Below are 12,932 nucleotides of genomic sequence, written 5' to 3' on the forward strand. Positions count from 1 at the left end.
TATAACAAAAAGCATCAATATAATCAATATTACAATTTTCTTAATTTTATTTTTCTTCTTTTCTGAAAATATAATGGATCTGAATTCCGATTTATCCATCGGTACATAAACAACTGAACCTGGTCTTGCCGATTTTATGGTTCTCATTGATTGCCCTATCACTTCTTTTGGTCTCATGTCTTATTTATCTTTCTTTGAATCAATTAGTTTTTTGCATTGTCACTATCAAAATGTAATGTCTTATGGTACTTTGCATTTTCCTCCAGAAGTTTTTTCCATTTCTGTCCGTCTTCTTTCGTAGGATTATCAAAATTCTGCTGCCCCTTCAGTTCATCCATATACTGGATATAATCTAGGAAATAAATATCTACTGTAGAAATGTCCCTGTCCTGAATTGTGAAGTTATTACAATTTCCAGTAGACTCATTGTATGGAAGTGTGTTCCCATTGGCATCAAGAGCTACCATAAAGCAGTCACTGTTGGATCCTTCTTTATAAAGTTCATTTACCGTCAATTCATATGGAGTACGGATTACAGATTTGAGTCCAATACCTTCATCGTTTGTATCGTTGAGTTCCATTACTTCTGTCTGGGAATCATCTATCGTAACCGGGATATCGAAACTCCAGTCACCTTCATATTTGTAGTAGCCGGCATCCCTTCCATAGTTTTCATCATCCGCTTCTGACCACTCATAGTCTGCTTCCAGCCCTCTTACCTTCGTGATATCCAGATGCAGGTTAAAGGTATCTGGAATATCAATTTCTTTAATGTACTTCTGATATGCTCCACCACGTTCAGACAATTTATTGATAAACTCTTCCAGCAGCGCATAACCTTCATCCGTCTGATCATCTAAGTCCGCCTGAGTTATTCCCATCTCATCCATTACCTGCTGTGTCATTTCATTGTATTTCTCATTATATTCCGTATAGTCTTTTGTCGCCTGAGCAAGATCATAACGGAAAATGCATGCATAGGTGTTGTCATCCAGAAACTGTCCTTCCACCTGACCGTCGATCACCGGACTAGCTTCTGAATTAAAGTCCACACCGCCAGTCATATCCAGATCAATGACCGGTGTTCCACTTTCCGCCCTGGTTGACGTTTCTGGAAATGGCTTATCACTCTTAAACTGCATAGTTATATAGACCGCCTGGCTGTTGGCATATACCTCAGAACATGTAATTGTCAGCCCATCTGCTGTTTTAATGTAAGCATTCTCACTAGTGGCATTACCTGTCTTGTCCTCATCTGCTTCACTGCCATCTGCCGTTGTTCCATCAACGGATTCCAAGGTTGTTGCATAATCCGAAAAATCACCAAAGAAACTTACATTATCCTGCAAGATTTCAAAAAGCCCTCCTACAACCGGGATATTCTTTGCCATTACTGGATTGGTTGCACAGAATATAAATCCGACCGCCAGTACCGCTGCCATACCTCCTGCTACCCTGCCTCCGATTTTCATCCAGTGGAATGGATCCCTTGGTGCTTTTTTCTGAGTAACCGTATTATTCTCAATCAAATGATATGCCTGATTGATATGTTCATGTACAATCGCCGGAATCTCTGTATCCTGTTGCATTTTTTTCTGGAAATCTTTCTCATTATTATTTAGAGTCATCATTAGGCACGTTCCTCCTTAATTTTATATCCATATATCTCTGCGATTTTTTTTCTTCCACGATGAAGGCGGGATTTCACTGTGTTTTCTGGCAAATCCAGGATATTACTGATTTCCCGGATATTAAATTCCTCCATGTAGTAGAGAATAACAACCAAACGATATTTACTATCCAATGGTTCTAATGCCTGTAAGCATTCTATTGTCTCATATTCTTCATGAAAAGGTGTTTCTGGAATTTGATCCATAAAAGTAACCAGTTTATTCTTTTGCATGACATCTTTACATTTATTGATCAGGATGCGTATCAGCCATGTTTTAAAGTATCTGTTCTTTCTTAGACTTCTTAGATTTTCATAGCAGGAAAGGATCGTATCTTGTATTGCATCTGCAACATCTTCATCATTTTTCAGATATGCTGCTGCAATCTTGTACATACTCTGTACATTTTCATCCATGAGCCTGCAAAAAGCATCCTTGTCGCCTTTCTTCGCTTTTCGTATCAAAACTTCATTCATTATAGTTCCAATTCTCCTATCTCAGACCAGTCATTCGGAGTATACTATAGAAGCTTCATTTATGTGCTCCTACTTATTAGACGTACGAATCCCTAAAAAGGTTGCAAATATTTTTAAAAAAATTATCTCAGATAAAAACACCCCCGAAATCGTTCAAATTTTATGATCATCAGGTCCTATTAGGGTATAAAAACAGCCGTACCATGTGTTTTTACATGATACGGCTGTCTATGATTTCCAGACCCTCAGGACAGATTAATTGAATCACCACACTAAATGCTTCCTATACAGATCGGCAGCTATTTTAATCTCCTGTACGATTTTCTCTCTATCCTGTTGTTTTCCCATCTATCTTTTCCAAATCATCACTATAATATAAAAACAGCACCGGACAACTTTTTGTTATCCAGTGCCCATAATCTTAAAAAGCGGTTTTATGCTGGCTGTCAGCCGCGACATCCTTCCGAACGTCTAATATGTCGCCGGTATCATTAAGTCCCCGGCGCGGACTCACCGTATCTCCCTGGTGTGGGCGTAATACCCTTCCGAGTATCAAATAGTCCCAGTAATTACCCTGCCCGGGCACAGTACAGCTTTTACGTGCCGCTACACGAAACCTTTTAGTTTAACTATATTATATGCGATACCCTAAGAAATATCAATAGTTTCTGACAAAATCGATTGGCTGTATTTTATTGTACCCCATTACTTACCACTGTCTATGATTTCCAGGCCCTCAGGACAGATCAACCAAAAATCATATCCTCTGTCCCATCAGGTCTTAAAAATATTGTTTTTGAAATTCCATTACATTCCAGCGTTACTTTCTGCTCACGGGAAGAGCAGAGGCGAACCCTGTGTATCCTGCTATCTCTCCATTCGAAATCAACTGTGATGTCACCCTGTACCTTCATTCCTCGGACATTTCCGTCTTTCCATTCATCCGGAAGTGCCGGAAGTAACAGGATATGCCCTTTCCTGCTCTGGATAAGCATCTCTGCAACCGCAACTGCAAAGCCAAAGTTCCCATCGATCTGGAACGGTGGGTGTGCACACAGCATATTGGGATAAATGCCGCCTCCCACACAGGAAATATTTTCCATCCTGGTATAACGGAGCTGGTTTTTCAAAAGCCCCAGTGCATGTTCCCCATCCCGGAGTCTGGCCCAGCGGCATGCTTTCCATGCCATACACCATCCGGTTCCTTCGTCCCCGCGCCTTTCCAGAGCCACCCGGCAGGCTTCCAGAAGCTCCGGGGTTTTTTCTGTGATCAGGTTTCCGGGATAAAGACCATACAGATGGGAAACATGGCGGTGATGGATCTCTGTTTCCGGATAATCCAGGAACCATTCCCGGATCTGTCCAAAGCTTCCCGTCTTAAATGGCGGCAGTTTTGAAAGTACCCGTTTTACATCCCCAAAAAGAACCGATATCAGTCTTGCAAAGACCTTGTATCGGTTCTTTTTGTATTTTCTCATTATCTAATTATGGGAGGATTTTTCTGTATCACCGAAAAAACTTTTATCCCCGCACTTCAAGCCATTGGTCAATGTTCCCAAAATGTACCGCCTGCAGGTTATCTACATCAACCAGTTGCGGGAAGCTGTTTCTGATGATCAGGATACCGTTTTCCTTATCCTGTTTTTCTCCACCGCCAGCGATGCCTCCCATGGTCCTATCAAGTGTTAAAACCGTTCCATCTTTATAACGCACCTGGTCAATACTAGTTCTGGCATAAAGATCCATGCCATAGTCCGTACCTGCGTACTCAAATTTGTTTTTTTCATCTTCATACACCTTCATAGCTTCATCATAATCAAGATATAATGACCATAAAAGGGGCGTTACTTCCATTTTTTTCACTGTGATTTCATAACCTCCAAAATCACATTTCCGGTTCACTTCCAGAGTTGTCGGAGGCTTTACTGCACCCAGAGTCCATTTAAAATCCCATGTTCCATCTGTAATAACAGTCGTATCATAATCTCCTTCCTCCGTAAGATTCTTTAATGTGATTTCTACTGTTTTATTACTCAGATCATAATCACCGTCATAAGATATACAGGCGTTAAAATATTTAAGATGTGTAGAATTTTGATCTGTTTTCAGTAACACATCCTGTCCTACCCCAGTATTGAAACTTCCAAATCTGTTATCGTCCACTGCATATACTTCTTTTCCATCGATCTTAAAATGTGTCATCTCCTCAAAAGAAGTATGATCAGTCATAGAAATACTGTCCTCTGTTTTCACTTCAAAAAAAGCATACAGGAATCCCTGATCCTGAATAGAATCTGTCAGGGTAACCGTCACACCATTTTGTGTTACAGACTGGTCTATATTCTGAATATAAGTTGATTCCTGCAGTGTCTCCTGCTGTTCCTCCGATGGATCCAGTCTTTTCACCAGGTAATCATTCCATTTAAAGAACTCTTTTGCAGCCACAGTAACAGCCATACCAGTACAGATTACTGCTGCTGCAATCAATAATCGTCCACTGATTTTTTTTCTTTTGTATTTTTTATCAACTGAATCCGCCTGTTCAATCTGTTTTAGTGTATCTTCAAATTTATTATGAAAATCCTGTGGTACTTCCGGTGCGATATTATTCCATTTCTTCTCTAACATGACATTTTCCCCTTTCCTGTTATTCTCTTTAATTGCTTGTTGTTTTTCCCAGTTGCCGGTCTTTTCTCTTCTTCGGATAACTGCACCTTCAAAAACTCTCTTGCACGTGAAAGTCTGCTTTTGATCGTTCCTTCCGGAATATCCAGAGCCTCACTGATCTCTTTCAAGGAAAATCCTTCTAAATAATACAATGTTACCAAAACCCTCAGATCCTCCGGAAGTTCCATAATCGCCATATACAAATGACTGTATCTGTCCTCCTCAGTCATTTTCATATTGTCCATATATTCTTCATATGGAATAACATTTTTTCTTTTCCGAAGAATCCCTTTGCATTCATTGATCAATATCCTTGTGATCCATGTTCGGAAATATTTTTCTTTCTTTAAAGTGGGAAGTTTTTCATATGCCTTAAGAATTGTTTCCTGCACAGCATCCCCACAATCAGAGTCATTCTTCAGAATGGACTTTGATATATGATACAGCATGGCTTCTGCATCCCGAACCTCCTTAATAAATACATCTTTTGTCATAACTTTGTCTTCTCCTTTTGTCCAGCTGGATTACTACTCATGTTTACTTTTACACTAATTAGATGCATCGGAAAGGAAATCGGTTCTCATAAAAGTATTTTTTTCCGTTGCCTCTTCCATTGCCAACGAAATATCTACTTTTTTTAATCGCTGTTCTGTTTATGTTTGTATTTTTTATGTAATTCCGTAATATATTCCTCAAGCTTCTCTTTGTCTTGCTTTTCACAGGCGACAAAAACAAAACACTGCTTAAATCAATCCGATATGCTTTTACTGTTTTCTCACCCAGTTTCTCTGTATATGTGCAATAATTCCAGAAACGGTGCTAATTTATCCGGTAGTTTCATTTTTACTCTCTTACGTTTTTTTCATTCTCCGTATTATACTACCATTTCACCAGAATATTTTCAGAAATTTTACAAACAAAAAAATAGACATAAGTAAGATCATACATGACAGAATCACTCCTTGCATTGCCAATCAGATCCGGATTCGGATATTCATCAACGATGGATACCAGGTTCTGTTTTGTATACCAGCTGTCACAAGGGATGATGACATGATCTTTGCTGTGAAATTCAGGCATAACCTGCCGGATCATGGAGGCTGCCAGTTCCAGTTTAGACTCTTTTTTCTGCCACATACGATAACCAAGAGGAACGGAAAGATGAGATACTTTATCTCCATTCCAGACAGGTACGCAGAGCATGACTCTCACAAAGCAGTGTCCATTCAGATAGTTGGAACCGTTGTGTGCGGCTCAGTATAGATAATATCAGCAGAAATAAGGTATCTGCTGTCGGAACAGAAAAAGTTTCAAAATAGATCAAAAAATATTGCTGAAGTCTACCTATCAGTGTTTTTTCGCTGTATAATGTTTTTGCCGTACAGGGTCACTTTCCTTTGTAATGTTTTATACCAAATTCATTATGCATCAGGAAATCCTGTACGATATTTTTTTATAAAAAAGTTGTAAAGTGGTGTATCAATATCATAATTTTCTAAAATTGAAACTTTTTGCTCTTTGACAGGATATATAAGAATGTGAAGGTTAAAAGCTTTTAATTTTTGAAAATATTAAAAAGAAAGTAGGATTGATATGACAGATGAAGCAGAACTTTTGCAGCGTCTCAGGAACAGAGAAAAAAATTCCATAGATGAAGCAATCCGAATTTATACGCCGTATTTGAGTACTGTTTTGTATCATATGGCCGGCAATTCACTGCCGAAAGAGGATATTGAAGAAATTGTGGCAGATGTGTTTGTTGTACTTTGGAAGAATACCGGGAGGATAGATTTGCAGAAAGGTACATTACGGTCATATCTTGCTGCTGTTGCCCGGAATTTTGCTCTGAAACGGATAAACAGAAAGATGGATCATACATCTCTTGAAGATATTGAACTGTCAGATGGCAAAAATTTCATGGAAGAGAATTTTCACAATAATTATGTATGGGAAACAGTTATGAGCCTTGGCGAACCTGACAGCGAGATTTTTGTAAGACGGTATAAATTTGATGAAAAAATCAAGGATATTTCAAAAGCAATGGGACTTAATATTTCTACAGTTAAGACCAGACTTTCAAGAGGAAAAAGAAAACTCAGAAAAATGTTATCGGATGCGGAGGAAAAATTATGAGAAGAAAAAATTTGCTTAAAGAATTGGGAATACAAAAACAGGCAGATATTTCCTGCAATGCTCTTGATATTGATACAGGGAATGTCAGACAGAGAGTTTATGCAAAACTTGACTTCGCAGATACAGAAAGGAAGCAAACGACTATGAGATCAAAAAAGAAAATATTACCTTTGTTGATAGCTGCAACACTTACAATTGGAGTTACTGCTGTGGCAGCAACAGGAAAGATTTCAATGTGGACAAGTTCATCTGCATCACGTGCTGCTTATACATCTCTTCCAACGTCAGAACAGGTTACAAAGGATATTGGGTATAGACCGGTATTGATTGATACCTTTGAGAACGGGTACTGCTTCAAAGAGGGCAATATTATAAAAAACAGTTTTAAGGATGGCAATGCAAATGTAATTGAGAATTTTAAATCTGTGTCCTTTGATTATCAGAAGAATGGAGATGTTGTATCGTTTAAGCAGCAGAAATTTAACTCAAAACTTACTCCGTCAGGTGATATTATTGCCACTGTAAATGAAACAAATTTGTATTATGTACATTATATAAATAAAGTGGTATCAGATGATTACGAATTGACAGAACAAGATAAAAAAGACCAGTCCAGTGGAAAAGTTGTATTCAGTTACGATGACAGTGCTTCTCAGATTGAAGTCAGTCAGGTTCAAAGCGTTAACTGGAATAAGGATGGTATCCAGTATGATTTGCTGCAAAGAGATGGAAAATTATCTGCCGGAGAACTTGCAGATATGGCGAGAGAGGTTATTAATAACAGAAGATAAAGAAAAAAAGATGGTGGATTCAGTTCGGTTCACCATCTTTTTGTAACTGTTGTGGAAATACCTGTATCGTAGCTGATGCATAATATGTTATAATTTACAGATACTCTGACCATGACATCGTATAATAAAAAATGGCGAGATGCTTATCGTAACACCCCGCCAAACATCCAATTACACAACATTTGAATAATCAGATTCTGTTCAATCTTTTATACTGTCAACAATTCAGCATTTTTTATGATATCTTTTATCTTTTTTTCGTCCATTTCAGCTACATCCGCGATCTGAGCAGCTGTATAACCTTTGTTGTACATTTTTATAATCATTTCCCGTTTACCCATCTCAATTCCGGTTTCAATTCCAGTCTCTTTAATTTTCTGGCTCAAATTACACATAATACTCACATCCTCTCTAAAATCCTTTTCCATTGGAATTGCATATTCATTTCCAATGATATCCAGTTTTTCGTTTGCTGTTAAATTCTGAGATAACAATGCTCCCAGTAATCTATGTAATTCATATTTCTCCTCATGCTTCGGAAGTTCTTTGGCAAGTCCGATCATTACGATATTAACCAAGTCCAGTTTGCCTTTCCATGCATGGGAATTTACAATACTATCTTTCACCAGGTGAATGTGTTCCAGACTATTTTCCGGCATATTCATACAAACCCAGATGGAATAGACTCGCTTGATATCATTATAATTTGAATTTGAAAAATCTCTTTCTTTTTGCGAAGAAATCATACGGCTTACATAAAAGATTGCCCGATTCAATATATCATACCCGTTTGGTTCGTCCTTTTGGGCTTCTACATTAATAATAATCTGCGACAATCCATCCCTCATTCTGACATAAAATATAATATCAAATCATATCATTCCCTCATGAAGCTCCGGATTTTCAGAATTAAGACCAACCACACGAGATCCAGCATTTTTAATAACAGCATTAGTAAGACCAGTTTCTATCGGAACAGTGTTAATAAATGGTTCGCCTTCAATGTAAGAAACCACCTCTTTCGGATCCATTCCTGCATATTCATCAACAGTCTTTACTAATATATGGGCCAGGATACTTTTCTGGCCAAGTAATCGTTTCGCGCTTTCATCATATTGTGCGTCTTTATCTGTCGTAAGAATCGTATTTTTGATTTCTGTATTCAAAGTCTTTCTCCTTTTTTACAGCACTTTAAAAACTATTCTTCGGCTATATATTTATTATACTCTAAATCTGCGTTTTCAACAACATCCAATTACCTATAGATTTTGTGAATATCCACTTTTGGTTTTAATACGTAAAAATCTTTTATAATATAAACAGTATCTCCTTGCTTACATCATAAAAGATTTCTCCAATAGTCTATATTAATTTTAATCATTTACTACTAAAAAAATAGATAATTGCAAATTCGTTTCCCAGTGCCATGCAATCATCAGAAAAAAATGTCTAGGTTGTTTTATGACCACATTTTTACCCAGTTTTTGTTACTACTTGAGCGTATTCCTTACCACTGAGTACCATTTACTGATAGAAGTTCATGAGTCGTTAAACCGCATATTTCCTGTATTTATGCGAGTTTCCGTAGATACTGAAATTTCACTGCCACATTTTTGGACTCAATGCCATTCTGTCTAAATCTCCTATTCTATACGGTGTAACACCGTTTTATCTTAAATCTGACCATGTTTGTGCCACAGTGAAAATTGCTTTTTAGATCTGTGTATAAACATGGCTAGATAGTAGTTAGTTGCATTTTTAAAACTTATTAAGTTTAACATATCCGGGCAGGAGGTTCAAGATACTGTGATGAGAAAATTTTATTAAAATTGTTTTCGGCTTATTTTATCAAAGACTCAGATCATTCTATATTGAATCGAAGTTCTAAAGGCTTTCTTTTTAATAGCCTTTCACTTCGGCGATCCGGCTGGGAAGTTCCAATATAAACAGAAAATTCATCACTGTCTATATACCTTTTTCCTTCTTCATCCACAATCTGCAATGCATCTTTATCAATTTCTATTTCAAAAGTTTCTTTTTCTCCGGCATTCAGATGTACTCGGTTGAATGCACAGAGGTGATAATTTCTTACCGCATATTTTGATTTCCAGTCCTTGATATAAACCTGCACTACATCGTCGGTGTCTGCCAGACCTTCATTTTTTACAGTACATTTTAATTTTAAATTCTTATGTTTCTGTGGCTTTTCCGTAAATTCCGCAGCTTCTGCAAATACATCTCCGTAGGTAAGCCCAAATCCGAAGGGATATAATGCTTCCTTCTTCATATACCGGTAAGTTCTGTTTTCCATGGAATAATCGGTAAACTCCGGAAGATCATCGGTATCATAATAGAATGTAACTGGAAGCTTTCCGCTTGGGGACACCTTGCCAAATAATATGTCTGCCAGTGCTGTTCCGCCTTCAGCACCCGGATACCAGGCTTCAAGAACTGCATTTGTATGTTGATCTGCATAACGAAGATCCATTGCACTTCCTGACATTAATACGGTGACAACTGGTTTTCCAGCTGTTGCAACCGCTTCCAGAAGCTTCTGCTGACAAAGAGGAAGCTCCAGAGATTCCTTGTCTCCTGCCTGACCTGCATTTCCCTCATCCGGTTCTTCTCCCTCAACGGTTTCATCCAGGCCAAGCACAAGAACAACAAGATCACTGTGTTTTGCAGTAATTATCGCTTCTGAGATCCGATCATCCGGCCATGCTAGAGGCTCGGTCTTATCCTTATACAGATGGCAGCCTTCTGAATACAGAACTCTGCAGGTTTCTCCTGCTTCCTTTTGGATTCCATCCAAAACAGTTACATAATGTGAGGAAGTTCCGTGATAATTTCCAGAAAGCACTCTTCTGCTGTTTGCATTTGGTCCTATTACACCAATTGTCTTTATTCTGCTTTTATCTAAAGGAAGGATTCCATCATTCTTTAAAAGAACGATTCCTTTCTCTGCCGCTGTGACCGCAAGTTTTCTATGTCCCTCACACTCCACAACTTCATAAGGAATACTGTCATATTCACTTCCATCAAATAATCCTAATAGAAACCGCGTTGTATACAGTCTGACACAGGATCTGGTAATCTGCTCTTCCGTGATCAGTCCCTTCTTCAGCGCAGCCATTATATAAGCATACGTGCATCCGCAGTTTAGGTCACAGCCCGCATCCAGCGCCATTTTTACAGATTCTTTTGGCCCTTCCGTCACTTTGTGGTTCAAATGGAAATCCCGGACTGCCCAGCAGTCTGATACAACATGTCCTTTGAATCCCCAGTCATCTCTTAATATATCTTTCAGCAATGTTTTACTTCCACAGCATGGTTCGCCATTTGTCCGGTTATAAGCTCCCATTACAGCTTCAACGTCCGCTTCCTTCACAAGGGATTCAAAAGCTGGAAGATAAGTTTCATACAAATCTTTTGGAGAAGCCTTCGCATCAAATTCGTGTCGGAGTGCTTCTGGTCCGGAATGTACTGCAAAATGCTTTGCACAGGCTGCTGCCTTCATTGTATCCCCATCGCCCTGAAGTCCTTTTACAAATGCGACCCCAAGTCTTGAAGTCAGATAAGGATCCTCTCCATAAGTTTCATGTCCTCTTCCCCATCGAGGATCCCTGAAAATATTGACATTGGGAGACCAGAACGTAAGGCCTTTGTAAATATCCCTGTCCCCTTCCCTGGAAAATGCATGATACTTTGCTCTTCCTTCTTCTGCGATTACATCTGCAATTTCTTTTAGTTTTTTATCATCAAACATTGCAGCCAGTGCGATCGCTTGCGGGAAAACAGTAGCAGTTCCGGCCCGGGCCACTCCGTGAAGAGCCTCATTCCACCAGTTATAAGCGGGAATTCCAAGGCGTTCAATTGACGGTGCATCAAACTTCAGCTGCCCTGCTTTTTCTTCTACCGTCATTTTGGCAACTAGCGCTTCCGCTTTTTTTCTTGCTTCCTCTCTATTCATCCTTATTCCTTTCCTGGTACAAGTACCGTTTCATTTCTCTTTGATGATTCCTGTGATTAGATCGATACTCATCCATGCATTATGTACATGGATATAATGTATGGATCTGAAACGACTGCACTTCCATTAAAATTCCGGTATATTCATAACCGTCTCCTGCCATTCTTTCGGGGACATTCCGTATTCTTTGCGGAATGCTTTATAGAATTCGGAATAATCTTTGAAGCCAAACAGCAGATAAGCTTCGCTGATCTTCATGTTATTCCGGATTGCCTCTCTGCATGCCTCCAGTCTCTTTTTCTGCACATACTGATGAACTGACATTCCAATATGATCCTTAAAAAAATGGGCAATATGATATTTACTGACAAAAAATTCTGCTACCATCCTGTCCAGAGACAATTCTTCTTCCAGATGCTCTTCAATATAGTCTATCAATCTTTCTGACAGCTGCTGTTCCTCCTGAACACTACGCTCATGTCTTTCATTATATACAAGTCCGGTTTAAATGAAGAAGCAGATCGCTGACGCACAGGGAAACCTTCGCCGCTTTTCCAAAATGATTGGAATAAATTTCCTCCAGCAAATGAAATACTTTTGTCTAAATCGTATTAAAAGCGATTCTGTCGTGATGGAAAATATATTCTCCTTTTGTCTGCACCAGCTGTATCAAATAGCCATACTCCCTAGCATCTTCCATCAAGCGGTTCAGATAGTCAACCGTAATCCAGAATACAAACCTTCTATAGGGCACGCTTTCATCGTGAATGACTGCATGATGCTCCAGACCAGGAGGCACTACTGCCACGTCTCCGTATTGCAGCGGATATTCTTTTTTCTCTATCTCAAGAGATACATCACCCTCCAGAAAAAAATAAATCTCATAGTAATCATGGATATGGTTGGCAACCTTTTTCATATGCTGATCTTTATAATAATAAATTTCGAAGTCTCTTGAAACCATATACTGCCTTGTATTAAATTGGGTGTTTAACTTCTTTCTCATCTTCCGCCTCCGAACCACCGAAATATCGTTCCTATCCAATAAAATCAGCATATCATTTTACCGCAACTTTGGCAATGTATACAACAATTCTGCCACGACAAACGCATGAATGGTTAGCAACTGCAAATTTTATTTTTTCTACTTTTTAAGCTTCTAAAAGCTCCTCTAAATACTTAATTGGACGCAAACTTACTACGAACCTTTTCTTTCTCATTGACA

At 38.7% G+C, this 12,932-nt stretch carries 13 protein-coding genes; 2 read left to right on the forward strand and 11 right to left on the reverse strand.

Translation table 11 applies throughout. The features are described 5' to 3' along the window. Positions 1-203: 203 nt before the first annotated feature. From G5B12_RS15140 to G5B12_RS15165, 6 genes are all read right to left on the reverse strand, one after another. On the reverse strand, positions 204-1,631 hold the full coding sequence (locus tag G5B12_RS15140; RefSeq protein WP_174088715.1) for a DUF4179 domain-containing protein: 1,428 nt from the start codon (positions 1,629-1,631) through the stop codon (positions 204-206). Beyond that, positions 1,631-2,146 carry a sigma-70 family RNA polymerase sigma factor gene (locus G5B12_RS15145; protein WP_118513929.1) on the reverse strand — a complete coding sequence of 172 codons (516 nt, stop codon included), beginning with the start codon at positions 2,144-2,146 and terminating at the stop codon, positions 1,631-1,633. The genes G5B12_RS15140 and G5B12_RS15145 overlap by 1 nt, the downstream gene beginning before the upstream one ends. A gap of 746 nt (positions 2,147-2,892) precedes the next feature. Next, entirely contained in the window at positions 2,893-3,624 is a 732-nt protein-coding gene (locus tag G5B12_RS17640) for a glycosyl hydrolase family 95 catalytic domain-containing protein (protein WP_244096116.1), read from the reverse strand. A gap of 43 nt (positions 3,625-3,667) precedes the next feature. After that, on the reverse strand, positions 3,668-4,774 hold the full coding sequence (locus G5B12_RS15155) for a DUF4179 domain-containing protein (protein ID WP_174088716.1): 1,107 nt from the start codon (positions 4,772-4,774) through the stop codon (positions 3,668-3,670). Further along, positions 4,768-5,307: an RNA polymerase sigma factor gene (locus G5B12_RS15160; RefSeq protein WP_173741500.1), complete on the reverse strand. Its 540-nt coding sequence runs from the start codon at positions 5,305-5,307 to the stop codon at positions 4,768-4,770. Before G5B12_RS15160 ends, G5B12_RS15155 begins: the two co-directional genes overlap by 7 nt. A 385-nt stretch (positions 5,308-5,692) precedes the next feature. Then, positions 5,693-6,016 (reverse strand): hypothetical protein, encoded by a 324-nt coding sequence (locus tag G5B12_RS15165; protein WP_330597749.1) that lies wholly within the window; start codon positions 6,014-6,016, stop codon positions 5,693-5,695. Positions 6,017-6,406: 390 nt separating this feature from the next. On the opposite strand from G5B12_RS15165, the gene G5B12_RS15170 reads away from it, so the two are divergent. After that, positions 6,407-6,946 (forward strand): RNA polymerase sigma factor, encoded by a 540-nt coding sequence (locus G5B12_RS15170; RefSeq protein ID WP_059085733.1) that lies wholly within the window; start codon positions 6,407-6,409, stop codon positions 6,944-6,946. Beyond that, complete coding sequence (locus G5B12_RS15175; protein WP_174088718.1) at positions 6,943-7,737, forward strand: hypothetical protein; 795 nt, start codon at positions 6,943-6,945, stop codon at positions 7,735-7,737. Before G5B12_RS15170 ends, G5B12_RS15175 begins: the two co-directional genes overlap by 4 nt. A 209-nt stretch (positions 7,738-7,946) precedes the next feature. Here G5B12_RS15175 and G5B12_RS15180 read toward each other — a convergent pair whose 3' ends face one another. From G5B12_RS15180 to G5B12_RS18145, 5 genes are all read right to left on the reverse strand, one after another. Beyond that, complete coding sequence (locus G5B12_RS15180; RefSeq protein ID WP_330597750.1) at positions 7,947-8,573, reverse strand: hypothetical protein; 627 nt, start codon at positions 8,571-8,573, stop codon at positions 7,947-7,949. A 36-nt stretch (positions 8,574-8,609) separates the two neighbouring features. Beyond that, a complete protein-coding gene (locus G5B12_RS18135) occupies positions 8,610-8,903 on the reverse strand; it encodes a hypothetical protein (protein ID WP_330384580.1) in 294 nt (97 codons plus the stop codon). A gap of 695 nt (positions 8,904-9,598) precedes the next feature. Further along, positions 9,599-11,707 carry a glycoside hydrolase family 3 C-terminal domain-containing protein gene (locus G5B12_RS15185; RefSeq protein ID WP_174088720.1) on the reverse strand — a complete coding sequence of 703 codons (2,109 nt, stop codon included), beginning with the start codon at positions 11,705-11,707 and terminating at the stop codon, positions 9,599-9,601. A 126-nt stretch (positions 11,708-11,833) separates the two neighbouring features. After that, positions 11,834-12,145, reverse strand: a complete 312-nt coding sequence (locus G5B12_RS18140; RefSeq protein ID WP_021975869.1) for a helix-turn-helix domain-containing protein — start codon at positions 12,143-12,145, stop codon at positions 11,834-11,836. Between the two features lie 163 nt (positions 12,146-12,308). Further along, positions 12,309-12,713: an AraC family ligand binding domain-containing protein gene (locus G5B12_RS18145; RefSeq protein ID WP_021975868.1), complete on the reverse strand. Its 405-nt coding sequence runs from the start codon at positions 12,711-12,713 to the stop codon at positions 12,309-12,311. Positions 12,714-12,932 lie beyond the last annotated feature (219 nt).

It is taken from the genome of Blautia sp. MSK.20.85 (assembly GCF_013317245.1).
In the GTDB taxonomy this organism is placed as follows: Bacteria; Bacillota; Clostridia; order Lachnospirales; family Lachnospiraceae; genus Blautia_A.

What these genes read in the sequence shown, in the direction of transcription:
- G5B12_RS15165 (WP_330597749.1), bottom strand. Translation starts at nt 6,016, where the DNA reads ATGCTCTGCGTACCTGTCTGGAATGGAGATAAAGTATCTCATCTTTCC.
- G5B12_RS15145 (WP_118513929.1), bottom strand. Translation starts at nt 2,146, where the DNA reads ATGAATGAAGTTTTGATACGAAAAGCGAAGAAAGGCGACAAGGATGCT.
- G5B12_RS15170 (WP_059085733.1), top strand. Translation starts at nt 6,407, where the DNA reads ATGACAGATGAAGCAGAACTTTTGCAGCGTCTCAGGAACAGAGAAAAA.
- G5B12_RS17640 (WP_244096116.1), bottom strand. Translation starts at nt 3,624, where the DNA reads ATGAGAAAATACAAAAAGAACCGATACAAGGTCTTTGCAAGACTGATA.
- G5B12_RS15155 (WP_174088716.1), bottom strand. Translation starts at nt 4,774, where the DNA reads ATGTTAGAGAAGAAATGGAATAATATCGCACCGGAAGTACCACAGGAT.
- G5B12_RS15160 (WP_173741500.1), bottom strand. Translation starts at nt 5,307, where the DNA reads ATGACAAAAGATGTATTTATTAAGGAGGTTCGGGATGCAGAAGCCATG.
- G5B12_RS15140 (WP_174088715.1), bottom strand. Translation starts at nt 1,631, where the DNA reads ATGATGACTCTAAATAATAATGAGAAAGATTTCCAGAAAAAAATGCAA.
- G5B12_RS15185 (WP_174088720.1), bottom strand. Translation starts at nt 11,707, where the DNA reads ATGAATAGAGAGGAAGCAAGAAAAAAAGCGGAAGCGCTAGTTGCCAAA.
- G5B12_RS18145 (WP_021975868.1), bottom strand. Translation starts at nt 12,713, where the DNA reads ATGAGAAAGAAGTTAAACACCCAATTTAATACAAGGCAGTATATGGTT.
- G5B12_RS15175 (WP_174088718.1), top strand. Translation starts at nt 6,943, where the DNA reads ATGAGAAGAAAAAATTTGCTTAAAGAATTGGGAATACAAAAACAGGCA.